The 23,715-nt window shown below is 56.6% G+C and carries 17 protein-coding genes and 2 tRNA genes; 14 read left to right on the top strand and 5 right to left on the bottom strand.

The window, feature by feature from the left end:
* Window positions 1–52: 52 nt before the first annotated feature.
* A complete protein-coding gene (locus tag P8S54_RS07905) occupies window positions 53–2,437 on the bottom strand; it encodes a primosomal protein N' (protein ID WP_281443941.1) in 2,385 nt (794 codons plus the stop codon).
* A 19-nt stretch (window positions 2,438–2,456) separates the two neighbouring features.
* On the opposite strand from P8S54_RS07905, the gene rpmE reads away from it, so the two are divergent.
* Together rpmE and P8S54_RS07895 are read left to right on the top strand one after the other, a co-directional pair.
* A complete protein-coding gene (gene rpmE, locus P8S54_RS07900) occupies window positions 2,457–2,672 on the top strand; it encodes a 50S ribosomal protein L31 (protein ID WP_009099080.1) in 216 nt (71 codons plus the stop codon).
* Between the two features lie 332 nt (window positions 2,673–3,004).
* Entirely contained in the window at window positions 3,005–4,276 is a 1,272-nt protein-coding gene (locus P8S54_RS07895) for a malic enzyme-like NAD(P)-binding protein (protein ID WP_281443940.1), read from the top strand.
* 98 nt (window positions 4,277–4,374) lie between these two features.
* On the opposite strand, the gene P8S54_RS07890 is transcribed toward P8S54_RS07895, so the two are convergent.
* The gene (locus P8S54_RS07890; protein WP_281443939.1) at window positions 4,375–5,196 is read right to left on the bottom strand and encodes an acyl-CoA thioesterase II; all 822 of its coding nucleotides are present in this window, start codon (window positions 5,194–5,196) and stop codon (window positions 4,375–4,377) included.
* A 111-nt stretch (window positions 5,197–5,307) separates the two neighbouring features.
* On the opposite strand from P8S54_RS07890, the gene tadA reads away from it, so the two are divergent.
* Complete coding sequence (gene tadA / locus P8S54_RS07885) at window positions 5,308–5,778, top strand: tRNA adenosine(34) deaminase TadA (RefSeq protein WP_210403930.1); 471 nt, start codon at window positions 5,308–5,310, stop codon at window positions 5,776–5,778.
* Between the two features lie 3 nt (window positions 5,779–5,781).
* Here the strand turns inward: tadA and P8S54_RS07880 are convergent, their stop codons facing one another.
* A complete protein-coding gene (locus tag P8S54_RS07880) occupies window positions 5,782–7,734 on the bottom strand; it encodes a diguanylate cyclase (RefSeq protein ID WP_281443938.1) in 1,953 nt (650 codons plus the stop codon).
* Between the two features lie 18 nt (window positions 7,735–7,752).
* On the bottom strand, window positions 7,753–9,216 hold the full coding sequence (gene mltF / locus P8S54_RS07875) for a membrane-bound lytic murein transglycosylase MltF (RefSeq protein WP_281443937.1): 1,464 nt from the start codon (window positions 9,214–9,216) through the stop codon (window positions 7,753–7,755).
* A gap of 183 nt (window positions 9,217–9,399) precedes the next feature.
* Here mltF and purL point away from each other — a divergent pair, with 183 nt between their 5' ends.
* The 9 genes from purL (at window position 9,400) to nadA (ending at window position 20,557) form a co-directional block, all read left to right on the top strand.
* Window positions 9,400–13,320, top strand: a complete 3,921-nt coding sequence (gene purL / locus P8S54_RS07870) for a phosphoribosylformylglycinamidine synthase (protein WP_281443936.1) — start codon at window positions 9,400–9,402, stop codon at window positions 13,318–13,320.
* A 186-nt stretch (window positions 13,321–13,506) separates the two neighbouring features.
* Window positions 13,507–14,298, top strand: a complete 792-nt coding sequence (locus tag P8S54_RS07865) for a crotonase/enoyl-CoA hydratase family protein (RefSeq protein ID WP_281443935.1) — start codon at window positions 13,507–13,509, stop codon at window positions 14,296–14,298.
* A gap of 1 nt (window position 14,299) precedes the next feature.
* Window positions 14,300–16,135, top strand: coding sequence for a DEAD/DEAH box helicase (locus P8S54_RS07860; protein WP_281443934.1), 1,836 nt, complete (start codon window positions 14,300–14,302; stop codon window positions 16,133–16,135).
* Window positions 16,136–16,213: 78 nt separating this feature from the next.
* Window positions 16,214–17,158 carry a ScpA family protein gene (locus P8S54_RS07855; protein WP_009101942.1) on the top strand — a complete coding sequence of 315 codons (945 nt, stop codon included), beginning with the start codon at window positions 16,214–16,216 and terminating at the stop codon, window positions 17,156–17,158.
* Window positions 17,155–17,997, top strand: a complete 843-nt coding sequence (gene scpB / locus P8S54_RS07850) for an SMC-Scp complex subunit ScpB (protein WP_281443933.1) — start codon at window positions 17,155–17,157, stop codon at window positions 17,995–17,997. The genes P8S54_RS07855 and scpB overlap by 4 nt, the downstream gene beginning before the upstream one ends.
* Window positions 17,981–18,862 carry a 23S rRNA pseudouridine(2605) synthase RluB gene (gene rluB / locus P8S54_RS07845; RefSeq protein ID WP_009101946.1) on the top strand — a complete coding sequence of 294 codons (882 nt, stop codon included), beginning with the start codon at window positions 17,981–17,983 and terminating at the stop codon, window positions 18,860–18,862. The genes scpB and rluB overlap by 17 nt, the downstream gene beginning before the upstream one ends.
* Window positions 18,863–18,952: 90 nt before the next feature.
* A tRNA-Lys gene (locus P8S54_RS07840) sits at window positions 18,953–19,028 on the top strand.
* Window positions 19,029–19,166: 138 nt separating this feature from the next.
* A tRNA-Lys gene (locus P8S54_RS07835) sits at window positions 19,167–19,242 on the top strand.
* Between the two features lie 286 nt (window positions 19,243–19,528).
* Window positions 19,529–20,557, top strand: a complete 1,029-nt coding sequence (gene nadA / locus P8S54_RS07830) for a quinolinate synthase NadA (protein WP_035540986.1) — start codon at window positions 19,529–19,531, stop codon at window positions 20,555–20,557.
* A 160-nt stretch (window positions 20,558–20,717) separates the two neighbouring features.
* Here nadA and P8S54_RS07825 read toward each other — a convergent pair whose 3' ends face one another.
* Window positions 20,718–22,178 (bottom strand): M48 family metalloprotease, encoded by a 1,461-nt coding sequence (locus P8S54_RS07825; RefSeq protein ID WP_105208844.1) that lies wholly within the window; start codon window positions 22,176–22,178, stop codon window positions 20,718–20,720.
* Window positions 22,179–22,343: 165 nt separating this feature from the next.
* On the opposite strand from P8S54_RS07825, the gene P8S54_RS07820 reads away from it, so the two are divergent.
* On the top strand, window positions 22,344–22,595 hold the full coding sequence (locus tag P8S54_RS07820; protein ID WP_009101952.1) for a sulfurtransferase TusA family protein: 252 nt from the start codon (window positions 22,344–22,346) through the stop codon (window positions 22,593–22,595).
* Window positions 22,592–23,704 (top strand): AI-2E family transporter, encoded by a 1,113-nt coding sequence (locus tag P8S54_RS07815; RefSeq protein ID WP_009101955.1) that lies wholly within the window; start codon window positions 22,592–22,594, stop codon window positions 23,702–23,704. Before P8S54_RS07820 ends, P8S54_RS07815 begins: the two co-directional genes overlap by 4 nt.
* The last annotated feature ends 11 nt before the right edge of the window (window positions 23,705–23,715 follow it).

Genomic DNA, 23,715 nt, shown 5'->3' with positions numbered 1-23,715 from the left:
CAAAGCCGTATTACTGAGTAGGGTAGCGCAGACGGTACCGGGTGCGGCGCTGTTAAGCGAGGGTTTGCGGGTCAATATCGATCGACCAGCGCACTTTGCGCGCCTCGCGGTTGGCCTCAAGCCACTGCACTAACCAGTTGGCAGCGGCGTGCCGCTGGCTGCGTTTGTCTGCGGCCAACATTATATGAAGGTGGTAGCGGTTTTGGCGCCGCTCCATGGGGGCGGGCACTGGGCCTAAACAGCGTACCGGCAGCGCTGCTTCCTTTAACCACTGGCGAAGTGCCTGGGTGGCCTGCTGTGCCAAGGCAAGGGCCGCCTCTTCTTTAGGGCTCTCAAAGCGCAGTAGCGCCATAAAGCAGAACGGTGGCAGCTTAGCGATGCGGCGCTCTTCTAGCAGGCTGCGTGCCAATGCGCTGTAGCCGTGTTCGGCAAGTTGGCCCAAGTGCGGGTCATCCGGGTGCAGGGTTTGAACTAACACCCGCCCGGGGTGAGCGGCGCGGCCAGCGCGACCGGCAACCTGTTCCAGTAGTTGAGCGCTGTGCTCCAGAGCGCGGAAGTCAGCGGCGTAAAGGCCGCCATCCGCATTGACCACGACCACCAGGGTCACATGGGGCAGGTGGTGGCCTTTGGCGAGCATCTGGGTGCCCACTAACAGGCAAGGCTCTCCGCGCTGAATCTCTTTAAGTATTTGCTCAAAGCTCTCTTTTTTGCGCGTGCTGTCGCGATCAATACGGTGAACGGTAACCTTAGGAAAAAGCCCTTGCAGTGTTTCTTCGGTACGCTCGGTGCCGCTGCCCAGGGCGCGCAGGTCGCCGCTGCCGCACTCTGGACAAGCGTCTGGCAGGGCGCGACGGCTATCGCAGTGGTGGCAGGCCAGCAGCGGTGGCTGGCGATGCAGCGTCATACGGGCGTCGCACTGGCCGCATTCGGCCATCCAGCCGCAGCTATGGCAAGCAAGCGTGGGGGCAAAGCCGCGACGATTAATGAACACTAATACCTGCTTTCCCGCATTAAGGGTGCTCTTTATGGCTTTAATGGCGCCTGGCAGCAGCCCGCCCTGGCGGCGCTGGTGGCGCAGGTCGATAAGCTCAAGCTTGGCAGGCGGGTGACGACTAGGGCGCTGAGTGAGGCGCAGGTGACGATACGTGCCGCAAAGCGCTTGCTGTAAGCTTTCAAAGGAGGGCGTGGCACTGCCCAGCAACAACGGAATGTTGTGGTAGTGCGCTCTTGCAACGGCTAGGTCGCGGGCGTGGTAGCGCAGCCCATCATGCTGTTTATAAGAACCATCATGCTCTTCATCGACAATAATGGCACCGGGGTTAGCAAGTGGGGTGAAAATTGCTGAGCGGGTGCCAATGATGACCAGCGCGCGGCCATTGGCAGCGGCTTCCCACACATCAAGGCGCTCATGGTCGGTCAGCCCGGAGTGCAGCGCCACCACGGGCACGCGAAAACGGCTTCTAAAGCGCGCCAGGGTTTGGGGCGTTAGGCCGATTTCGGGCACCAGCACCAGGGATTGCTTCCCCTTGGCGGCCAGCGCCTCAATGAGCTGTAGATAAATTTCGGTTTTGCCGCTGCCGGTAACCCCCTCCAGCAGGCAAGGGTGGTAGCTATCGAGTTTTTCATGTAGCACGGCCAGCGCCGTGGCCTGTTCGCGATTAAGTGGCAGAGAGGGGGAGGCCAGTAAGCTGCCAGTGGTAGGTTTGGAGGCGGTTAAAATCATCTCTTCGGCGCGGGTGAACCCTTTTTTTTGCAGCGCTAATAACTGGTCGCGGGTAAAGCCGTGGGCGCTGATAGCGCGCGCTGCCAAGCCGTGCGGATGCTGACGTAATAAGGCATAAAGCTCGGCTTGTTTGGGGGCACGCTGCAGGGATGATGCATCAGACATTTCAATGGGTAGCCAAAGCGTATGCGTTCGCCCTGCCATGGGATGCCCTTGGCGTAGCCTGGCGGGCATAGCCAATTGCATGGTGTCGCCCAGGCTGTGCTGGTAGTAACGAGCGGTAAAGTGGCACAGCCACTGCCAATCGCTTGGCAGTGGCGCGTCATCAAGTACGTCGCTAATAGCACGCAGCTGCGAGTGGGGCAGTTCGCTGCTGTTCGCCAGCGCTACGACAACGCCGACTACCTCCCGGTGGCCAAACGGTACGCGCACCCTAAGCCCCGGCTGCCAGCCCACTTTAGGTGTCTGGCGGGCGGGTAAATAGTCAAATAGACGCCGTAAAGGCGACGGTAGGGCAACTTTAAGCACCTGGCAGGAGGCTTGAGGTGGCTTTTGTGAGCCTCCCAGGGAAGAAACGGAATCGGGCAATTGGCCTCCGGCGTTAAGTTTGCTAAAATGCGCGGCCGCTTCGAATCTGTCAGATCGAGCGACTAACCGGTTAGTAGTTTTTTCACACCCGTATGCGGTGCCTGGCAACGGATCAGGTGGCGGCATACAGCTCATGAGGCTCAAGATGAAACAAGGTATCCACCCGAATTACAACACGGTCACCGCTACTTGTTCTTGCGGTGCAAACTTCCAGGTTGGTTCTACCTCTGGTCAGGACTTCTCTCTGGACGTGTGCTCCAACTGCCACCCGTTCTATACCGGTAAGCAGAAGCAAGCGACCACTGGTGGCCGTGTAGAGCGCTTCAACAAGCGCTTTGGCGCTGCTGTTAAGCGCGGCTAATCCTAACGGATTTGCGCTTCGCAGGCACGTTATGTGCTTTGCGCAAAAACCCACGCTTCGGCGTGGGTTTTTTGTTGGGTGTCGAAATGATAATAGCGTGAAGATACCTCTTGTAAGCAGTCTCAAAATGCTGCGCTGCATCAATAAGCAAACCTTTATGGCTGGTGGCTTGATGTATAAGTTGCAGCAAATGGCTGATAAAAGTTACGAACGTGAGTTAAAATTCGCTAAAACGGCCGTTTTTCTGTCAGGTTGACTATGCGCTTGAGACCCTTGGGTTTTTTCTATATTCTGAAGTGACTTAACTACTTTAGGCTAATTGGACCCTGACCATGACGGATGCAAACAAGCAAGCGGCTTTGGATTATCACGCTAAACCGATCCCCGGTAAGCTTTCTGTGGAGTTAACCAAGCCCACCGCGACTGCGCGGGATTTGGCGCTGGCCTACAGCCCGGGTGTTGCTGAGCCGGTGCGTGAAATTGCCCGCGATGCGGAAAATGCTTACCGCTATACCGGTAAAGGGAACCTCGTCGCTGTTATTTCCGACGGTACCGCGATTCTGGGTCTGGGTAATTTGGGGCCGCTCGCAAGTAAGCCGGTAATGGAAGGCAAAGGCGTACTGTTCAAGTGCTTTGCCGGCATTAACTCGGTGGATATCGAAGTGGACGCTGAGAGTCCGCAGGCGTTTATTGATACCGTTGCCCGTATTGCCGATACCTGGGGTGGCATTAACCTGGAAGATATTAAAGCGCCTGAGTGCTTTGAGATCGAAAAGGCCTTGATCGAGCGCTGTAACATTCCTGTTTTCCATGATGATCAGCACGGCACCGCGATTGTGACTGCGGCGGGCATGTTGAATGCCCTGGATATTGCGGGCAAATCGATTGAGAACGTGAGAATCGTCTGCATGGGCGCAGGTGCTGCCGCCATTGCCTGCATGCGGTTGTTGGTGTCTTGTGGCGCTAAAAAAGAAAACCTAGTAATGCTTGATCGTCGTGGGGTTATCCACACTCACCGCGACGGCATCAATGAGTATAAGGCGCAGTTTGCCCTCGATACCGATATGCGCACGCTAGACGATGCCATTGACGGTGCCGACGTGTTTATTGGTCTGTCTGGTCCTGGCCTGCTGTCCGCTGATCAGGTGAAGAAAATGGCCGCCGACCCGGTTATTTTTGCGTGCACCAACCCCGACCCTGAGATTCATCCAGACGTTGCCCGCGCAGCCCGCCCGGACGTGATTATGGCCACTGGCCGTTCAGACTACCCCAACCAAGTCAACAACGTGCTGGGTTTCCCGTTTATCTTCCGCGGTGCCTTGGATGTACGCGCTACGCGCATTAACGAAGCGATGAAGCTGGCCGCCGTGCACGCCCTGAAAGACCTGGCCCGCGAGCCGGTACCCCAGGAAGTACTGGATGCCTACGAGCGTACTGAAATGAGCTTTGGTCGTGAGTACATTATTCCGACACCGGTGGATATTCGCCTGCTAGCGCGTATTTCCTCTGCTGTCGCCCAGGCAGCCGTTGATTCCGGCGTGGCGCGTAAGCCTTACCCGGCTCACTACCCGCTGCAAACCATTAACGACGTTTACGGCAACTAAGTAACCGTTAGTCGCTGCTATACGCGTTAAGCCTACGCCCGCTAATCAGCGGGCGTAGTCGTTTTAGGGCATGTATAAGGGACTGAGGTAAAAAGCTTTTAGCTTTGCGGGTAGCGGGTTAGCCCTTCTTGGGCGGTAGAGGCCACTAAGCGGCCATCGCGCTGGTAAATATGGCCGCGTGCCAAGCCGCGGGCGCCGCCTGCCCAGGGGGAATCAATGACGTAAAGCAGCCATTCGTCCAGCCGTGTATCCTCATGCAGCCATAGCGCATGATCGAGGCTGGCGATGCGCAGTTTTGGGTCGGTGTATTTAATGCCGTGGGGGATTAACCCCGTGGTGAGCAGGTTGAAATCAGATGCATAGGAGAGCAGGTGGCGGTGCAGTGCCGGGTCGTCAGGCAGCGTGCCACCTGCTAAACGAAACCACAGGCACTGGCCTGCAGGCGCGCCATTATCCGGATTTTCCGGTAAGTGTAAAAATTCAATGGGGTGGCCAGGAAAGCGGGCATGCTTAACATCACCGCTTTCAATCAGCGCCTCGGGAGTAGGTACTTTGGGCATTGCACGCTGGTGGCTGATGCCCTCTTCCTCGCTTTGAAACGAGGCGCTACAGAAGAAGATAGGCCGGCCTTTTTGAATCGCCGTCACCCGCCGCGTGGTGAAGCTGCCGCCATCGCGAATGGTATCAACTTGGTAGACAACCGGGCGATGGGGGTCGCCTGGGCGAAGAAAGTAGCCGTGCTGGGAGTGGGGGCGGCGTTCATCGGGTACGGTGCGGGCCGCCGCCGCTAGTGCTTGGCCTAATACTTGGCCACCGTAAAGCTGAGGGAAGCCCAAATCTTGGCTTTGGCCTCGGAATAGCGTCTCTTCGAGGGTCTCCAACTCTAGTAAACTTACCAGCGTATTCAGCGCATCATTCATGCTCAGTGTCCTTGGTGCTGTCTGTTGTGCCGCCGATGACCGAAAGCGTACCTGGTGCGGCTATCGAATTATTAAAACGATCGTTTTGCTACCTTAGCGGAGTTTGCCTTGATACGCAGCGATGAATTTTACATGCACCGGGCGCTTGACCAAGCGCATTTGGCCTATGCAGCAGGTGAGGTGCCGGTGGGCGCTGTGGTGGTGGACGCCCTGGGGGATATTATCGGGGTGGGCCGAAATGCGCCGGTGGCTAGCTGCGACCCCAGTAGCCATGCCGAAATTTGTGCTCTGCGTGAGGCAGGGCAGCAGCTGGGCAACTATCGTCTGGAAGGCTGTACGCTGTTTGTGACGCTAGAACCCTGCATGATGTGTGCAGGGGCCATGGTGCATGCACGCTTAAGCCGCTTGGTATACGGCGCGGCGGAGCCGCGTTCCGGCATGGTGGAATCGAAAGCCAACTTGCTGGCCCAGCCCTGGTTTAATCATCAAGTAGCGGTGACGCGCGGTGTTCTGGCAGCACCTGCTAAAAAGCTACTCAAGCGCTTTTTTATCGAGCAGCGGGCGTCCTCTGGTAATAAATAGGCGTTAAACATCTTCACGAGCATTAAGCGTGCCCCGCTCAATACGATTGCGCCCGCGGTGTTTAGCATTGTAAAGCGCTTCGTCGGCGGCTTGCATCATACGCGCCATATCTGGATTTTCGGAATGATTCAGCGTGACTACGCCTGCGCTGAGCGTGATCGGGGTGTCATCGGCATGGGTAAGATTGGATGCGGCTAGTCGTTGGCGTAGTTCATCCGCCACGTTATAAGCCGAAGAGAGGGTGTGGCCGGGTAGCCAGGCGACAAACTCTTCGCCGCCGTAACGCGCAAACATCCCGCCGTGCTGTTCGATAATTGCCTCGCCCAGTTTAGCGAAAGCAAACAAGTATTCATCACCTACCAGGTGTCCCATTTGATCATTAACCCGCTTAAAGTGGTCGATATCAAACAGGACTAAGCTAGTGGGGCGTATCGCTTGGGCAGTCTCCATCTGTTCCAGAAAATAGCGACGATTGGCAATGCCGGTTAATTCATCATGGCGCGCTAGCCACTCAATTTCTTGCTGTAGCTTGCTGCGTTTTTTGATCTCTTGTTGAAGCGCAGCGTTACTTTTTTGCATTGCGCTATGTTGCTGTCCTAAGCGCTGAAACGTGTAGAGCACGAGATAGAGTAGATAGGCAAGGATTAAGCCAATGACTAAGCTGATTGAGGGTAGTCGAGGTAATTGGCTAATCAGGTACTGGCGCCGTGGTTGATAAGAGAGGGTCAGTGACTTGTCTAGTAAATAAATGGGGTAGTGGTATGCCCAGGGGCCTGGGTCGGTAGTGTCTCCATGTTCTGCCAACACATGAGTGTCGTTGTACCACTGTATGGCCCCTTGGCTTGCAGGCAGCCGCGTAAACAGTTCCTCAGCAAACAAGGGAAGGCTTACAGCCATGGCTGCTGCGCCTAAGGGCACCCCTTCTGCATTAAATACGGGAAAATAGTGCACGATACCTGGGCCACCTTGCAGTAGCTCAATAATATCCGTGTTGCCCTCTTGTAGCCCCTTTAGCGCTGGCTCAAGGGCGGTGCGTCCTTCAGGCTGTACATTGAAAAGACGCAGCCCGATGTTGATTAAATTGGTTTCGGTGAAGGGGTAAACGTGGCGTATGCCGCTGTCTGGTGAGATAAACGCGATATTAATTAAGTAAGCAAAATCTTGCTGGTAGCTGGCAGCTAAGTCGGTCCACTGCTGGTAGTTAGGGGGCACGGTTTGCAGCTGCCAAATGCGAGCAAAACGGCGCATTGTATTTAAGTGGTTGTCTATGTCTTGGGAGAGCTGTGTCGTTGCTTGCTGGGCGCGCTCTGTAACCTGCAGATACAGTCTTTGCTCAGCTTCAAGGTGTAGCTGTTTCCAAAGTAGCAATGTTGCGATGAGCAAACCGCAGGCTGGCCAAAGCGCGTACGCTAAATAGCGTTTGTTGCGCCAGTGCTGCGTTGATGAAAGGCATTGCCCAAGTAGTACTACGCTAAGTGTTAGCAGGCTCGGCCAATGGGCCGCGTAGCGAAGAAGAGGTGGAAATGTCGAGTGATGGTTGATGAGCTGTAGACCGGTGAGTAGAGCCGCCATCATCAGGAGTAGTGGTACGCCTAAGCGCACTCGATGGCGTAGCAGGAGTGCTAATGCGCTCAGTTGCAAAGCCAGGGTCATGAGTAGCGGTGCTCGGAAGCGCTCAACGCTACCAGGGTATATCCAAGCAGCCAGGGTTTCCCAGCGGGCCGTTGTTACCCAGTTTTCCGGTAGTAGGTAGCTGATAAGTCCCGGTAGCAAAACGCCAATCGTCCCAGCGCTGAGCAGGCTTGCAAATAGCCAGCGATCTTTTTGAGCGCATAGCAGGCCTAACGCTAACAGCACGAGCGCTATTGAGCTAACGCTGGGTTGCATTACAACAAGCGTAATAGCAAAGCAGGCTGCAGTGACTGATAGCCAGCGCTCCGCTCGTGCAATGGGCATAGAGACTGCTTCCTCGTATCAATTAAGCGGCGGCACAAGCTCGAACAATAGCAGCGACTCATCGTTGATAGGCGTTTGCCCTAGTTGGAAAAACTGGAGCCGACTACGCTCAACATACTCAATCATTTCGTAATAGCGGCGTATGTTGCGCACATAGATGACCGGCTCGCCGCCACGGGCATAGCCGTGGCGGGTTTGGCTGTGCCACTCGCGCTGCTGGAGAAGCGGCAGCGCGGTGCGTACCTCTTGCCAGCTATCAGGGTCTCCGCCGAGGGTTTCTGCGATCCTGCGAGCGTCATAAAGATGCCCAAGCCCCACGTTGTAAGCCGCCATGGCCATATAGAGCCGGTCATCACCGGTAATGCTTTCCGGCAGTCGGTCTTTAATGCTGCGTAGGTAGCGTGCGCCGCCGTCGATACTTTGTGCTGGGTCCGTACGGTCGGCAATGCCCATCTCGCTGGCCGTTGGGTTGGTAAGCATCATCAAACCACGCACCCCGGTAGGTGATACGGCATCAGGGTCCCAATGGGACTCTTGATAGCCCACGGCAGCCAGGAGTTTCCAATCAAAGCCGGTTTCCTGGGCTGCCTGTTTAAAAAGCTCGGTGTAGGAGGGCAGGCGCTCGTTTAAGTGCGCTAAGAAAGTGCGCGTTCCCACGTACTCAAGGTAGTCATCGTGGCCGAAGTAGCGGTTAACCAGCTGCTCCAGCGTGCCGTCCTCTTGGAGCGTTTGAAGAAATTGGTTGGCGGCTTCTAACAGTCCCAAGCCGCGACTGCTGGGCACTGCCCATGCCATTGACAGCGGCTCGCCGAGAAAAAAACCCCGTTCCACATTAGGAAAAAACAGCCGGTTAAGCCGGAACTGGTGGTCAAAAATGAGCGCCGCATCCAGCGTGCCGTTTTCAACTTGGGCAAGCAGTTCGGCAACTTCTATCTCATGAGACTCTTTCCAACTAAGTGCCGGGTAGTCGCTTTGTAGCGCCAACAGCGCTTGGCTGGTGCCTGCGCCGCTAAGCGTGCCAAGTTCAATGCCGACTAAATCCTCTGGGTGGGCAATTCCGTGTAGACCGCGTCGATACACCACCAGTGGCTGCATCTGAATAATGGGGCGGGTGTAGTGGATGCCTGGTGAGTCGGGCAGTAACGGCAGTCCCGCTGCGCCTAAATCGCCTTGCTCGCGCACCGCTGGCAGTACGCTTTCGGGGTGATGGCTGGCGTTTAGATTTAAGCTGACGTCCAGGTGGTCAGCAAACCGCTGCATTAACTCGTACTCAAACCCGGTAGGGCCCTGGCGGCCCTCGTAATAGGTCGTTGGCGTATTACGGGTATGAATAGTAATAAAATCTTTTGCCTGTATCTGGGTTAAATGCTCGCTTGGCGGCACCCAGGAAGGCGGGGTAATCATTACCAGTAAAACAGTGATAGCTAACGCCCTATAGGTGCTTAGGGAGGTAACAAAGTGTCGGTAGATCAGCGTTAGCATGGCGTCAGTTCAGCGTGAAACATGCTGTCACGATACCCAGCCTTTAAGAGGCTGTCACCTTGTTGATTTCGTGTGGCCGACGCTTTCCAGTATCATAGGCACTTATTGGTATCATAAAGAGGGGTCGCATTGCGGCCTGGTGATTTCCTGCTCGAACTCTTCCTGCTTTAGAGGCTCCCAGATATGCTCGAACTGCGAGGCGCACCCGCCCTTTCTGCCTTCCGTCATGAACGGCTGTTAACGGTGTTGCGTGAACGTGTTCCGGAGGTGGAGGCGCTATCCGCCCATTACGTCCACTTCATTGATCACCACGAAGAGCTCGATAACGCCGCTCAAGAGCGTTTAGCTCAGCTGCTCGACTACGGTAGCCACGAAATCCAAGACGCCCCGGAAAACGCCCAGCGTTTTCTGGTGGTGCCGCGCTTAGGCACTCAGTCTCCCTGGTCCTCTAAAGCAACCGATATCGCCCATAACTGTGGGCTGGGTCAAATTAGCCGCATCGAGCGCGGTATTGATTACCGAGTAGGGCTACGCGGAGACGTCAGCGCTGACACCCTGCAGGCAGTCGCCGCACTGCTACATGACCGCATGATAGAAACCGTGCTGGACGATGTCGCCGACGCCGCCAAACTGTTTGCCCATCACGCGCCTGCCCCCCTTGGCAGTGTGGATATTTTAGACGGTGGCCGCGACGCCTTGGCAACGGCTAACCGCGAGCTTGGCCTGGCCCTGGCAGAAGATGAAATTGACTACTTGGTGGCTGCGTTTGTTGAGCTTGGCCGCAACCCAAGCGATGTCGAGCTGATGATGTTTGCCCAGGCAAACTCTGAGCACTGCCGCCATAAAATCTTCAACGCGGACTGGGTAATTGATGGTGAAGCGCAGCCCTATTCGCTGTTCAAGATGATTAAGAATACCTTTGCGTCCTCGCCGGATAACGTGCTCTCCGCCTACAGCGACAACGCGGCGGTAATTAAGGGCAGCCACGGTGGGCGTTTCTTCCCTACGCCTTTGACGGGTGCTCCCGGCGAGCGGGCAAGCTACGACGCTCACCAAGAGCCGATCCACATTCTGATGAAGGTGGAAACCCACAACCACCCCACGGCGATTGCGCCATTTCCAGGGGCAGCGACAGGCTCAGGTGGTGAAATTCGTGACGAAGGCGCCACCGGCATCGGCGGTAAGCCCAAAGCGGGTCTCTCGGGCTTTACCGTGTCTAACCTGCGTATTCCCGAATTCGTGCAGCCTTGGGAAGCCTTTGATTACGGCAAGCCCGAGCGTATGCAGTCGGCGTTGCAAATTATGCTGGATGGCCCGATCGGTGGCGCCGCGTTTAATAACGAGTTTGGCCGCCCCAACCTAACCGGCTACTTCCGCACCTACGAGCAGGATACGTTGAGTGAAGGAGGCATTGAGCGCAGGGGTTTCCACAAGCCGATCATGCTGGCGGGTGGCTACGGTAATATTCGCGCTCAGCACGTGCAAAAGGGCGAAATTCCCGTTGGCGGTAAGCTGATTGTCATGGGTGGCCCTGCCATGCTGATTGGTTTGGGCGGTGGTGCAGCGTCTAGCATGGCGTCAGGTGTTTCAAGTGCTGACTTGGATTTTGCCTCGGTTCAGCGGGAAAACCCGGAGATCGAGCGTCGCGCTCAAGAGGTCATCGACCGCTGTTGGGCGTTAGGTCTTCAAAACCCCATTCGCTTTATTCACGACGTAGGTGCAGGGGGGCTTTCCAACGCGCTGCCAGAACTCGTCAAAGATGGTAACCGCGGCGGTCTGTTTGACCTGCGCGCGGTGCCCAACGCTGAACCCGGCATGAGCCCGCTGGAGATTTGGTGTAACGAAGCCCAGGAGCGCTATGTACTGGCAGTGGCGCCGGAAGATTTAGCTACTTTCGACGCGCTGTGTAAGCGCGAGCGCTGCCCCTATGCGGTAGTGGGCGAGGCTCTTGAACATCACCACCTAGAAGTGCGCGACGGCCATTTTGATACCAAACCCGTCGATCTACCGATGAGCGTGCTGTTTGGCAAAGCCCCCAAGATGACCCGCACATTTGAGCGTCAAACGCCTGAACTTTCAGGTGTGATGCTCGATAACCTGGACCTACGTGAGGCGCTGGACCGGGTGCTGCGTTTGCCTGCGGTGGCCTCCAAAAGCTTCTTGATCACCATTGGCGACCGCTCCATTACCGGCCAAGTGGCCCGTGACCAGATGGTCGGCCCCTGGCAGGTGCCGGTGGCTGATGTTGCTGTCACTACCGCAAGCTTTGACACCCATGCCGGTGAAGCGATGGCCATGGGCGAGCGCCCACCGGTCGCGCTGATTAACCCCGCCGCCAGCGCCCGTTTGGCCGTTGCCGAAGCGATTACCAACTTAGCCGCCGCGCCCATTGCCAAGCTATCCGATATTAAGCTCTCGGCTAACTGGATGAGCGCCGCGGACCACCCTGGCGAAAACCAAGCGCTATTTGAAGCGGTGCATGCAGTGGGTATGGAACTCTGCCCAGCACTAGGCATTGCTATACCGGTGGGCAAGGACTCCATGTCCATGCGCACCGCGTGGCAGGACGATGCTGACGAGAAGAGCATCACTTCACCGCTCTCCCTGGTGGTGACGGGGTTTGCGCCGGTGACTGATGCGCTTGCCACGCTGACCCCGCAAATCAATTTGGAGCAAGAAGAGTCTGACTTGATCCTGATTGACCTGGGGAATGGCCAAAACCGCTTGGGCGGCTCGGCGCTGGCGCAGGTGTATGGCCAAGTAGGCAACGAATGCCCCGATGTGGACGACCCCGAAGACCTAAAAGCGTTTTTCGAGGTAATCCAGGGCCTCAACCGCGACGGTAAGCTGTTGGCCTATCATGACCGCAGCGATGGCGGCCTACTGGTCACGTTGCTGGAAATGGCCTTTGCTGCCCATGCGGGCCTTGAAATTAAATTGGACTGGCTGATCGACGAGCCGGTGGAAGCCTTTAACGCCCTGTTCTCGGAAGAGCTAGGCGCGGTGATTCAGGTGAACCGGGCAGACACTGAAGAAGTGCTGACCCAGTTTGCCATCGCGGGTATTGAGACCTGCGGCGTTATTGCCCGCCCCCGCTACGACGACCAAGTACGGGTCACGCTGTTTGAAGAACCGCTATTAGAAACCACCCGCCAACTGACTCAGCGCACTTGGACTGAGACCAGCTATCGTATGCAGGCGCTGCGGGATAATCCTGAGTGCGCAAAGAACGAATTCGACAACCTGCTTGACGCTCGCGACCCTGGCTTAAGTGCCGCGCCCAGCTTCGATATTAACGACGATATCAGCGCGCCGTTTATTAACACCACAAGACCTGCGGTTGCGGTGCTGCGCGAGCAGGGGGTTAATGGCCAGGTTGAGATGGGCTGGGCCTTCCACAAAGCGGGCTTTGACGCGGTGGATGTGCACATGAGCGACATCCTGGAAGGCCGTGTTTCTCTTGATGAGTTCAAAGGGCTCGTCGCCTGTGGCGGTTTCTCCTACGGCGACGTGTTGGGTGCCGGCGGCGGTTGGGCGAAGTCGGTGCTGTTTAACGAGCGCGCCCGGGAGCAGTTTGCCGCGTTCTTCACCCGCGACGATAGCTTCTCGTTAGGCGTATGTAACGGCTGTCAGATGCTCTCACAGCTGAAAACGCTGATTCCCGGCGCTGAAAACTGGCCTGCGTTTGTACGCAACGAGTCCGAGCAGTTTGAAGCACGGGTCGCTATGGTGCGGGTAGAAAAGAGCCCCTCGATTCTATTGGCGGGCATGGAAGGCTCCAAGCTGCCGATTGCCGTGGCCCACGGTGAAGGCCGCGCCGAGTTCCGCGATACCGCGCACCTGCGCACCATGCAGTCCAGCAGCCAGATTGCGCTGCGTTATATTGATAACTACGGTCAGGTGACTACCCGCTACCCGGCTAACCCCAACGGCTCGCCGTCGGGCATTACCGGTTTAACCACGCCAGATGGTCGCGTCACCATCATGATGCCTCACCCGGAGCGAGTGACCCGCGCAGTTACCAACTCCTGGCGCCCCGCTGAGTGGACCGAAGATGGCGCTTGGTTGCGCCTGTTCCGTAACGCCCGTGTGTGGCTGGGTTAAGACCTGTCATTGCTTATGAAAAGCGGCCTGCGGGCCGCTTTTTGCTTATGACAGAGACGTGGTTGCGGTGACAGTTGGGGTGAGATGAAACGTTTGTTTGAAAATGGGCCGCCCTCGCGCCACACTCAGTTCACAAGTGCAGCGGTCGCCAATGGGTGGCGAGCTAAAAAAATTCTGGGAGTTGGAATGCATCAAACCTTCAATGAGCGCGTGACGTTGACCTTCGCTGACCATGTGGCCGAGGTTATGTTGTCGCGTCCTGATCATCACAATGGCCTGGATTGGGCCATGATCGACGGTCTGCTGGCGGCACAGCAGCACCTAGCTGAGCTTGCGGGGCTACGTGCCGTGATCTTGAGCGGCGATGGCGACAGCTTTTGCGCCGGTCTCGATATGGCGTCGATCATGGGTGAGGCAGAGCGGTTGCCTACTCTGCTGGCACCCGACGCTACGGGTGTCAATCCGGTGCAGCGCTTGGCCTTGGGGTGGCGTGAGGCGGGCGTGCCCGTCGTCGCTGCCCTGCACGGGCACGTTTACGGGGGTGGACTGCAGATTGCCTTGGGTGCTGATATACGCATTCTCCACCCGCAGGCGCGTCTCGGGCTGTTGGAGATTGATTGGGGCATCATCCCCGATATGGCCATAAGTGTGACCGGAGAGTGGCTGCGTCAGGAGGTGCTGTATGAACTGGCGATCAGCGGGCGCAAGGTGTCAGGAGACGAGGCTTACCAGCTTGGGCTTGGCACTCGCCTGAGCGAAACGCCGCTGGCGACGGCGCGGGATACCGCCGCGCTAATTGCGTCACGCTCGCCTCAAGCCGTGGCGGCGGTGCGTGAGCTATTTACCCGTGGACCAGCCTTGGGGCACCGGGATCGGCTGGCGCTCGAAGCCCATTTGCAGCGGCAGCTATTGGCCAGCGCTGAACAGCGCGAGGCGGTAAGCGCACGAATGGAGCGTCGAGCCCCGCGTTTTGACTAACATGCCTCACTTAAACGCTTCCGCTGGCTCTGGCTCGCCACCCAGCCTGCGCCCCTACCAAACGGAAGCCGTGCAACGGGTAGTGGAGCACTTCCGTGCGACCAGTGCGCCAGGAGTGGTCGTGCTGCCCACCGGCAGTGGTAAGTCGCTGGTGATTGCCGAGCTTGCAAGGCTTGCCCGTGGGCGCGTGCTGGTGCTGGCTCACGTGCGCGAGCTGGTAGAGCAAAACCACGCTAAATACCAAGCTTACGGGCTTGCGGCGGATATTTTTAGCGCCGGGTTAAAGCGCAAAGAGGCCAGCCGCCAAGTGGTCTTTGGTTCGGTGCAGTCAGTGGTGCGTAACCTCGAACGCTTCACTGACGCCAGTTTTACGCTGCTGGTCATTGACGAGTGCCACCGCGTCTCGCTGGAGAAAGACGCAAGCTATCGCCAAGTGATTGATCATCTTCAGCGTCAGAATCCGCAGTTGAAAATTCTTGGTTTAACCGCCACGCCGTTTCGCTTAGGGCAGGGGTTTATCTACCACCGCCACCACCATGGCATGGTGCGTGGTGATGACGCGTGCTTCTTTGCCGACTGCGTATTTGAACAGCCGCTGCGGCTGATGGTGAAGCAGGGCTTTTTGGCTGCACCCAAACGGCTGGATATGGCCATTGAGGGCTACGATTTTTCTGCTCTTGCACCCGCCGCTGGGGGGTTATTCCGCGAGGAGGAGCTTAATCGCGTGGTGGCGGGCAGCCGCGCTACGCCCGGCATTATTGCCCAGGTGGTTGAGTACGCTAAAGAGCGTCAGGGCGTGATGATTTTTGCCGCCACCGTGGCCCACGCCGAAGAGGTGATCAGCTACCTGCCCGCGGAGCAGGCAGCGCTCATTACCGGAGCGACGGCCTCCCAGGAACGCACCTCGATCATAGCGCGGTTTAAAGCCCGTGAGCTGAAGTTCCTGGTGAATGTCGCGGTGCTGACCACTGGCTTTGATGCCCCCCATGTGGATTTAATCGCTATTCTGCGGCCCACTGAATCGGTGAGCCTCTACCAGCAGATGGTGGGGCGGGGGCTGCGGCTTTCACCAGGGAAAGCCGATTGCCTGATTCTCGACTACGCGGGCAATCCGTGGGATCTCTATGCGCCCGAAGTGGGGGAGCCAAAGCCTGATAGCGATAGCGAACCGGTGCAGGTGGCGTGCCCGGCCTGCGGCCATGCCAACCTATTTTGGGGTAAGCGCGACGGGGAGCTGGTGATTGAGCATTTCGGTCGCCGCTGTCAGGGGTTAGTCGAGCAGCCTAACTTGCCTGTTAGCGAGAGCACGGGTGGCCGGGGCGCAGCTTCGGGCGTCTATAAAAAGCAGTGCGACTTTCGCTTCCGCTTTAAAGTATGCGATAGCTGCGGTGCTGAAAACGATATTGCCGCCCGCCGCTGTCACGGCTGCCAACAACTGCTGGTGGACGCCGACGATAAACTGAAAGATGCGCTCAAATTAAAAGACGCTAAAGTGCTACGGGTCAGCGGTATGCAGTTAGAGGCGACCACCAATGGGCGGGGCTTGCCGCGCTTAAAGGTCACCTACTACGACGAAGATGGTGCGAGCCTTGCCGAGTGGTTTGCACTGGAAACCGCCGCTCAGCGGCGGGCGTTTTACGCTGTCTTTTTACGCGACCACCTGCGTGCCCCAGGCGCCAAGTGGCAGCCGATGACGCCGAATGAGGTAGTTGATGAGCAGCGCCGCCTGCGCTACCCGGATTTTGTGGTGGGCCGTAAAGTCGGGCGGCACTGGCAGCTTCGAGATAAGCTATTCGACTACCAAGGCCGCTACCGCAAGGCCGCCGAGGCGGGCTAGGGGAATGTTCGCCTTCCTGCGGCGCTGTTACACTGGCGCCATCATTTAATGCCTGTATAACCGAGGGGTTCGACCCGCGTGAGCGAGACGCCAAGCGCCATCGTTGACCATTTTGATACCACGACCGCCGAGCCTGTGGTGCAAGCGCTTGGGCGGCTGTTTGATGAGCCCATCACTCAGCTGCCGGAAGATCTCTATATCCCACCGGAAGCGCTGCGGGTGTTCTTAGAGGCTTTTGAAGGGCCGCTTGACCTACTTCTCTACCTGATTCGCCGCCAGAACCTGGATATTTTGACCATCAATGTGGCGACCATTACCCACCAGTACATCGAGTACGTGGAGCTAATGAAGTCTATGGAGATTGAGCTGGCCGGAGAGTACCTGCTCATGGCGGCCATGCTGGCGGAAATCAAATCCCGCACGCTGCTGCCCCGCCCGCCAAAGGCAGAGGGTGAAGATGAAGAGGACCCCAGGGCTGAGCTGATCCGTCGCTTACAGGAGTACGAGCGCCTTAAAGAAGCTGCCGAAGCGCTGGATACGCTGCCTCGGATAGGGCGCGACTGGTTTAGCGTCCAGGCCGGGCTGCCCCCCTTGGACACGCGGGTGATTCACCCGGAGGTAGGGCTGGATGAACTGCTAGGGGCGCTTTCCGATATCATGAAGCGTGCTGAGCTTGTCCAGGCCCACCAGATCAGCCGTGAGGTTCTTTCTACCCGCGAACGCATGCTGAAAATCATGGCGCTGCTTAGCCACGATGATGCCCAGCAGCGCTACACGCCTTTCGAGGCTTTATTTACTCTGGAAGAGGGGCGTGCCGGGGTGGTGGTGACCTTTATGGCGATTTTAGAGCTTGCCAAAGAAGCCATGATCGAAATTGTCCAAAACGCACCGTTATCGCCCATTCACGTGCGCGCACGGCGCGCAGCCTTGCCAGATGGGGAGGAGAGTGCATTTGAAGACGCCGATGAAGAAAGTGGCGCTTTTGAAGAGTCCGCGTTTGAACCTAGCGAGGAGTCCCGGTGAGAGACACCACGTTAGACGATATTATTGAAGCGGCGCTTTTAGCCGCAGGGGAACCCCTCGCCGTTGAACGTCTTGAAACGCTGTTTTTGGCCGATGAGTGCCCATCGAGAAAGGCTCTGCGGGATGCGCTGGCGCGGCTTGCGCTACGCCATGATGCTGGCGCGCTGGAGCTGGTTGAAACCGCCTCGGGTTTCCAGTTGCGTATCCGCCCACGGCTGGCACACTGGGTGTCTCGTTTATGGGATGAGCGCCCGCAGCGCTACTCGCGGGCGCTGCTGGAAACGCTGGCGCTCATTGCCTATCGCCAGCCGGTGACCCGGGGTGATATCGAAGAGGTGCGCGGGGTGAGTGTCAGCAGCTCGATTATGCGCACACTGATGGAGCGCGGTTGGATACGCGTAGTGGGGCACCGTGATGTGCCCGGTCGCCCGGCAGTGTACGCCACTACCCGCAGCTTTCTGGATGACTTCGGCCTGAAAACGCTGGATGCGCTGCCACCGATGCACGAGATAGCGAGTTGGCAAGAGCCGCTAGAGGATGACACTCAACTTACGCCAGCAGCGGCTGAGAAGGGCGAGCCTGACAGTGGCGCCCCCAAGGAGCAGAATACGTCTCAAACACTGGACGAAACGCCAGAAACCGTGCAGGATGCGCCACCCCAGCCAGAAGCGATAACTGCGGCTGAGACAGCCGATAACCACGCCGAGAAGGCGTTAACCCAGCCGCTAAGCTTTGCCGATTTAGAAGCGCGGCTTGCGGCACGTGCGCAGCGCAGCGACGACAGCGCCCGCACGCAGACCAACGATGTGAGGTCAGACGACCATGAGTCAGAGCAATAACACCACGCCCCCCACCAGCGAAAAGCTGCAGAAAGTGCTGGCCCGTGCAGGGCTTGGCTCCCGCCGTGAAATGGAAACCGCCATTGCCGACGGCCGGGTAAAGGTGAATAGCCAGGTAGCGAAGTTAGGCGACCGAGTTGAAGCCCGTGATAAGGTTAGTTTCGATGATCGGCCAGTAACATTGCGGCCTGAAAATGAAGTGCCGCGTCGGGTCATTATGTACAACAAGCCCGAAGGCGAGCTGTGCACGCGTAAAGACCCGGAAGGCCGCCGCACGGTATTTGAGCGGCTGCCGCGCTTAAAAGGCGAACGCTGGATTGCGATTGGTCGCTTGGATATCAACACCAGTGGCCTGCTGCTGTTTACCACCGATGGCGAGCTTGCTAACCGCTTAATGCATCCCTCCACTCAAGTGGAGCGCGAGTATGCGGTACGGGTGATGGGTGAGGTTAAACGCGAGCACATTGTGGCCATGGTAGATGGCGTAATGCTCGAAGATGGCCCTGCGCGCTTTACTGACGTACAGGAGTTTGGCGGCGAAGGCATTAATACTTGGTTCCACGTGGTGATTTTGGAAGGGCGTAACCGTGAAGTGCGTCGCTTATGGGAATCTCAAGAGCTGACGGTTAGCCGCCTTAAGCGCGTTCGTTACGGCAATATCTTCCTGGATAAGCGCGCCAAAGCCGGAGAGTGGGTAGAGCTTTCTCAGGACGAAGTGGATGATTTGGCAACCCTGGCGAATTTAGAAACTCGCAAAGTGCCTGAGCTGACCCCAGATGAGAAAAATCGCTGGAGCCGCGACAAGAACAAGCGTCGCCCGGTTCAGGCCATGCGTAAGCCCAAGCCTAAGACCAAGCATCGTTAGTAGCGCTAAAGTAACGGGTGTTTATAGGCTAAAGATAAAAAACGCTTGCCATCGACAAGCTGTATCCGTACTATATGCATCCGTTCGAGGGGGTCGTTAGCTCAGTTGGTAGAGCAGTTGACTTTTAATCAATTGGTCGTAGGTTCGAATCCTACACGACCCACCATTTCGAACGGCTATAGCGCATTGAGTAATGTAATATTTATTACTTAGCGATTATTAATATAGCGCTTATCAATATGGTTTTAAGTAAAAGAGTGAGTCAACGTAGTTATTGCTTATTAAATACTACGTAGCAAAATTTGGGTCGTTAGCTCAGTTGGTAGAGCAGTTGACTTTTAATCAATTGGTCGTAGGTTCGAATCCTACACGACCCACCAAATTCAACGCCCTTGGTAGCTTGCTGCCAAGGGCGTTTTGCTATGCAGTGGGCAGCCCTCGAAACGAACTTTCTGCTTGCAGTAGGCAACAATTGTCCACCACAATAGTCCAAGCTTTAGCTATCGGTGACACCACGATAGCGCTGGCCGCATTATTGAGGCCAGAGCGGCGAGCCACCGCGAGAGACGCAGCGGCACGTCGCATCGAGAGCGGCGCGTGCGGAGTGCATACGCCGTGACTGATGTTTAACAGGGGGATTCCCTGTTTGTCACAGTGGTAGACACGATGACTATTATGACTTCCCAAGCTGAGCTTGACGCTCCGCTCCCAATTCCGTACTGCCCCACCCGTATTCCTGCGGAAGATGAGGCGCGGGTTGCTGAAATTAAGCAGTTGCTTAACGCCCACAATGCGGTGTTGGTTGCGCATTACTACACCGATGATGCTATCCAACAACTGGCTGAAGAGACCGGCGGCTGTGTCGCTGACTCCCTGGAAATGGCCCGCTTTGGCGCTCGTCACGATGCGACGACCTTGGTTGTTGCAGGCGTTCGTTTTATGGGGGAGACGGCAAAAATTCTTTCGCCAGAAAAACGTGTGTTAATGCCCACCCTAGAAGCGACCTGTTCGCTGGATATTGGCTGCCCAATTGATGAATTTAGCGCTTTCTGTGATGCGCACCCGGACCGCACGGTGGTGGTCTATGCCAATACGTCTGCCGCTGTAAAAGCGCGGGCCGACTGGGTGGTCACATCGTCTATTGCAGTAGAGGTGATTGAACACCTTCAGGCGAAAGGTGAGAAAATCCTCTGGGCACCGGATAAACACCTTGGTGGCTATATTCAGAAAAAAACCGGCGCCGACATGCTGATGTGGGATGGCGCTTGTATTGTTCATGAAGAGTTCAAGGCCAAAGGTATTGAGGATCTGAAGCGTCTCTACCCTGATGCCGCAGTGCTGGTGCATCCCGAGTCGCCGGACGCCGTCGTCAAGCTGGCGGATGTGGCTGGGTCGACCTCCCAGTTAATTAAAGCAGCCCAAACGCTGCCTAATGAGCAGCTGATTGTGGCTACTGACCGCGGTATCTTCTTCAAGATGCAGCAAGCGGTGCCGGGTAAGACGCTGTTTGAAGCGCCTACCGCTGGCAATGGTGCGACCTGTCGTAGCTGCGCCCACTGCCCGTGGATGGCCATGAACGCCCTGGATAATTTATCAGGCGCACTGCGCCACGGCAGCGGTGAAATCTTTGTGGATGAAGCACTGCGTCAGCAGGCGTTAAAGCCGCTAGAGCGCATGCTAAGTTTTAACGCCTGACTTTTAACACCTAACTTTTAACACCTAAGTTTGAATAGCGACGTCAATCGCCTGGGGCTTGCTGAGTGCTGAAAGGTTTGTGCACGCAACGCCTTTACAACGACCCGACACGCCCGACCCGAACCGCCATAGGTAGTTCGGGTCGTTTTGTTTCTTTACATCAAAACTTATCAAGCGCTTCACGGTACCCAATAAACGCTTCCCGCCGCTGTTCAATACGCGCTAGCGCTTGCTGGTCATTCTCCTGCTGAGCCGCATCTTTGGCGATGCTGAGCTGGCGAATGCCACGATCTATTCTGCCGGTGAGCTGAAGGTGTTCAGCACGGGCCAGGTGCGCCCAGCCATTATCGCCACTGCGGCCCGCGGCTTCAGCAAGCAGGCTAAACCCTTGCGGGTTTTCCGGGTGGCGTGCGGTAATGTCTCTTAGCAGACTGTAAGCGGCTTCCGGATTTCGCTGTAACTGTGCTTCAGCCAATACTAACTGTGCGGGTAAATAGCTTGGTGATAGCCTTAGTAACCGTTGGCTGCGGGTAATGGCGTCGTCATAGCGCTGAGCATCAAGCGCTATGCTGGCGGCAGATGCAGGTAGCATGCTGTAATCAGGCAGTTCACGGGCTAATTGATCGAGGGTATTGAGGGCGCTATCCGTTTGGCCGTTATGCGCCGCAATAAGAGCACTTAGGTAGCGCTGTGCGGGTTCTTCTGCGCCCTCCTGGGCAAAGCGGGAAGCAGCCTGCTGAGGGTTATTGCGGTTAATGCTTAGCAGTGCTCGTGCGCGCATCATGTCGTACAGCGTATCGCTGGTGTAAGTATCGGCAACCTGGAGCTGGGATGCACGGGCCTGGGCATCACTTAAGCGACTATCAGAGACAGGGTGGGTCAATAAGAACTCTGGCGGTGAGCCTCCCTGCAAGCGCGCCATGCGTTGCATAGCACCAAACATACGTACCATAGCCTCCGGGTCGTAGCCTGCATTTGCCATGGCTTGAAGGCCAATCCGGTCGGCCTCTTGCTCAAAGCGGCGAGAGTAGCTGAGCTGGTCTTGAATCAGTGCTGCCTGGGACCCCATGGCAGCGGCAATGCCCGCGTCGCCACCGCCGCTTGCGGCAATCAACATGCCCGCCAGCATGGCGGCCATGGCGGGCAGCTGGGTCTGCTCAGCGCGGGCGCTGCCTCGGGCGTAATGGCGCTGGGAAAGATGGCCAAGCTCGTGAGCGAGTACTGACACGAAAGCGCCTTCATCTTCGGCAAAAGCAAACAGCCCAGAGTTGATGCCTACAACACCGCCGGGAACCGCGAACGCATTCAGTGAGCGGTTGTCGACCATGACGATAGTGGTTTGCAGGCTGCCGAGTTGACTGTGGGGGGCAAGGCGGGCGATCAGGCCATGCACGTAGTCGCTAACGATAGGATCCTGCCACTGGGGGGCGTGGGCGCGAAACTGACGCAGCCACGCTCGGCCCAAACGATACTCTTCATTGCTCACTGAGGTGGCTGCACCGCCAAGACTAGGCAGTTGGTAATCATCGATGGCGTGGCCCGAAGGGCTAACGGCAGCCGTGCTAAGCGCAAAGAAAAGCGCAAGGGCCCAGCGTGGGTAAGCAGTGCGAAGGTGCGACATGGCATCCTCATGAGTGAGTCTGACGTAAAGTATTATGCGCAGTGAACAGCGGTGTGACATTGATTCAGGCAGGGAAGTGCCGTTAAATCAAATCCACAGCGGGCATCGCGAAAAAATAGTTTATGCAACAATGCCATATTTAGGCAGCATTTTGAGGGAGAGGTTATGGCTGGGCAAACCCCCGATTTAATACTGGATGCGAGTGGGCTGCACTGTCCGCTTCCTTTGTTAAAGGCAAAACAGGCGCTGTCAGGTCTTGCGCCGGGTCAACTGCTGGAAGTTCGTGCGACCGATGCTGGCGCGTGGCGGGATATGGCATCATTTACCGACCAAAGCGCCCACGTGCTAGAGCAGCGTGAGCAGCGCGACGATGTTTACTTTTTTTGGATACGTAAAGCAGGGAATACACACTCATGACCATGCGCACTATTCTGAAAAGTTGGATTGATCGTTACTTTTCAGACGAAGAGGCGTTAATTCTTCTGCTGGTGCTGGTAGCGGGCTTTGCGGCCATTATCTGGTTTGGCCGAATGTTGGCACCGTTTTTTACGGCGCTCGTGTTGGCGTTTCTGTTGCAAGGCGTGGTGAACGTGTTAACGCGGCGAAGTGTGCCGCATTTGTTATCCGTGATTATCGTTTTTCTAGGCTTTATTGGCGTGTTGCTAACGCTGGCCTTTATTTTGATGCCGCTTATTTGGAACCAGTTGGTAGGGCTCGTACAGGAAACGCCGCGCATGTTTGCCAGCGGCCAAGGGTGGTTGGATGAGCTGCAGGCTCGCTACCCAAACTTGATTACCCCTGACCAAATGCAGAGCTGGATTGGCGTTGCCGGGCGTGAAATTAGTCAGGTGGGTCAGCGCGCGTTGACCCTTTCGCTGGCTTCTCTGGGTAACGTGATGTCGCTGATTATCTATTTGGTGTTGGTGCCCATCCTGGTTTTCTTCATGCTTAAAGACCGTGAAGCGTTAGTCGGTTTTACGCTTTCGTTACTGCCGCAGAAGCGCACGCTGTTAACGCGTATTTGGCATGAAATGGACCATCAGATTGCTAATTACATACGCGGTAAATTTATTGAAATAATCATTGTCGGCAGCGTGGCTTTCTTCACTTTTGCTTTCTTTGGCCTGCCTTATACGGCGCTGCTTGCGGTGTTAGTCGGGCTGTCAGTGCTGGTTCCTTACATTGGCGCGGCGGTCGCCACACTACCAGTGGCGGCAGTTGCAGGTTTTCATTTCGGTATCAGCGAGCAGTTTGCCTATGTGCTGGTGGCGTATGGTGTGATTCAAGCATTGGACGGTAACGTGCTGGCGCCCGTGCTGTTTTCAGAAACTAACAATATCCACCCCGTTTCGATTATTGTCGCAGTGCTGTTTTTCGGCGGTATTTGGGGCTTTTGGGGCATCTTTTTTGCGATACCGCTGGCAACACTGCTTAAAGCGTTGGTGTATGCGTGGCCGAGAGGTGTTGAAGAGCAGGAGGAAAATCGTTTACTGAATCATTCGGGGCAAGAGTTGCCTAAAGATTGATCGCGCTCTGC

The sequence above is a fragment of the Halomonas sp. M1 genome, assembly GCF_029581375.1.
In the GTDB taxonomy this organism is placed as follows: Bacteria; Pseudomonadota; Gammaproteobacteria; order Pseudomonadales; family Halomonadaceae; genus Vreelandella.
Note: the sequence above shows the minus strand (reverse complement) of the source record. Positions and strands in the feature narration are given on the sequence as shown.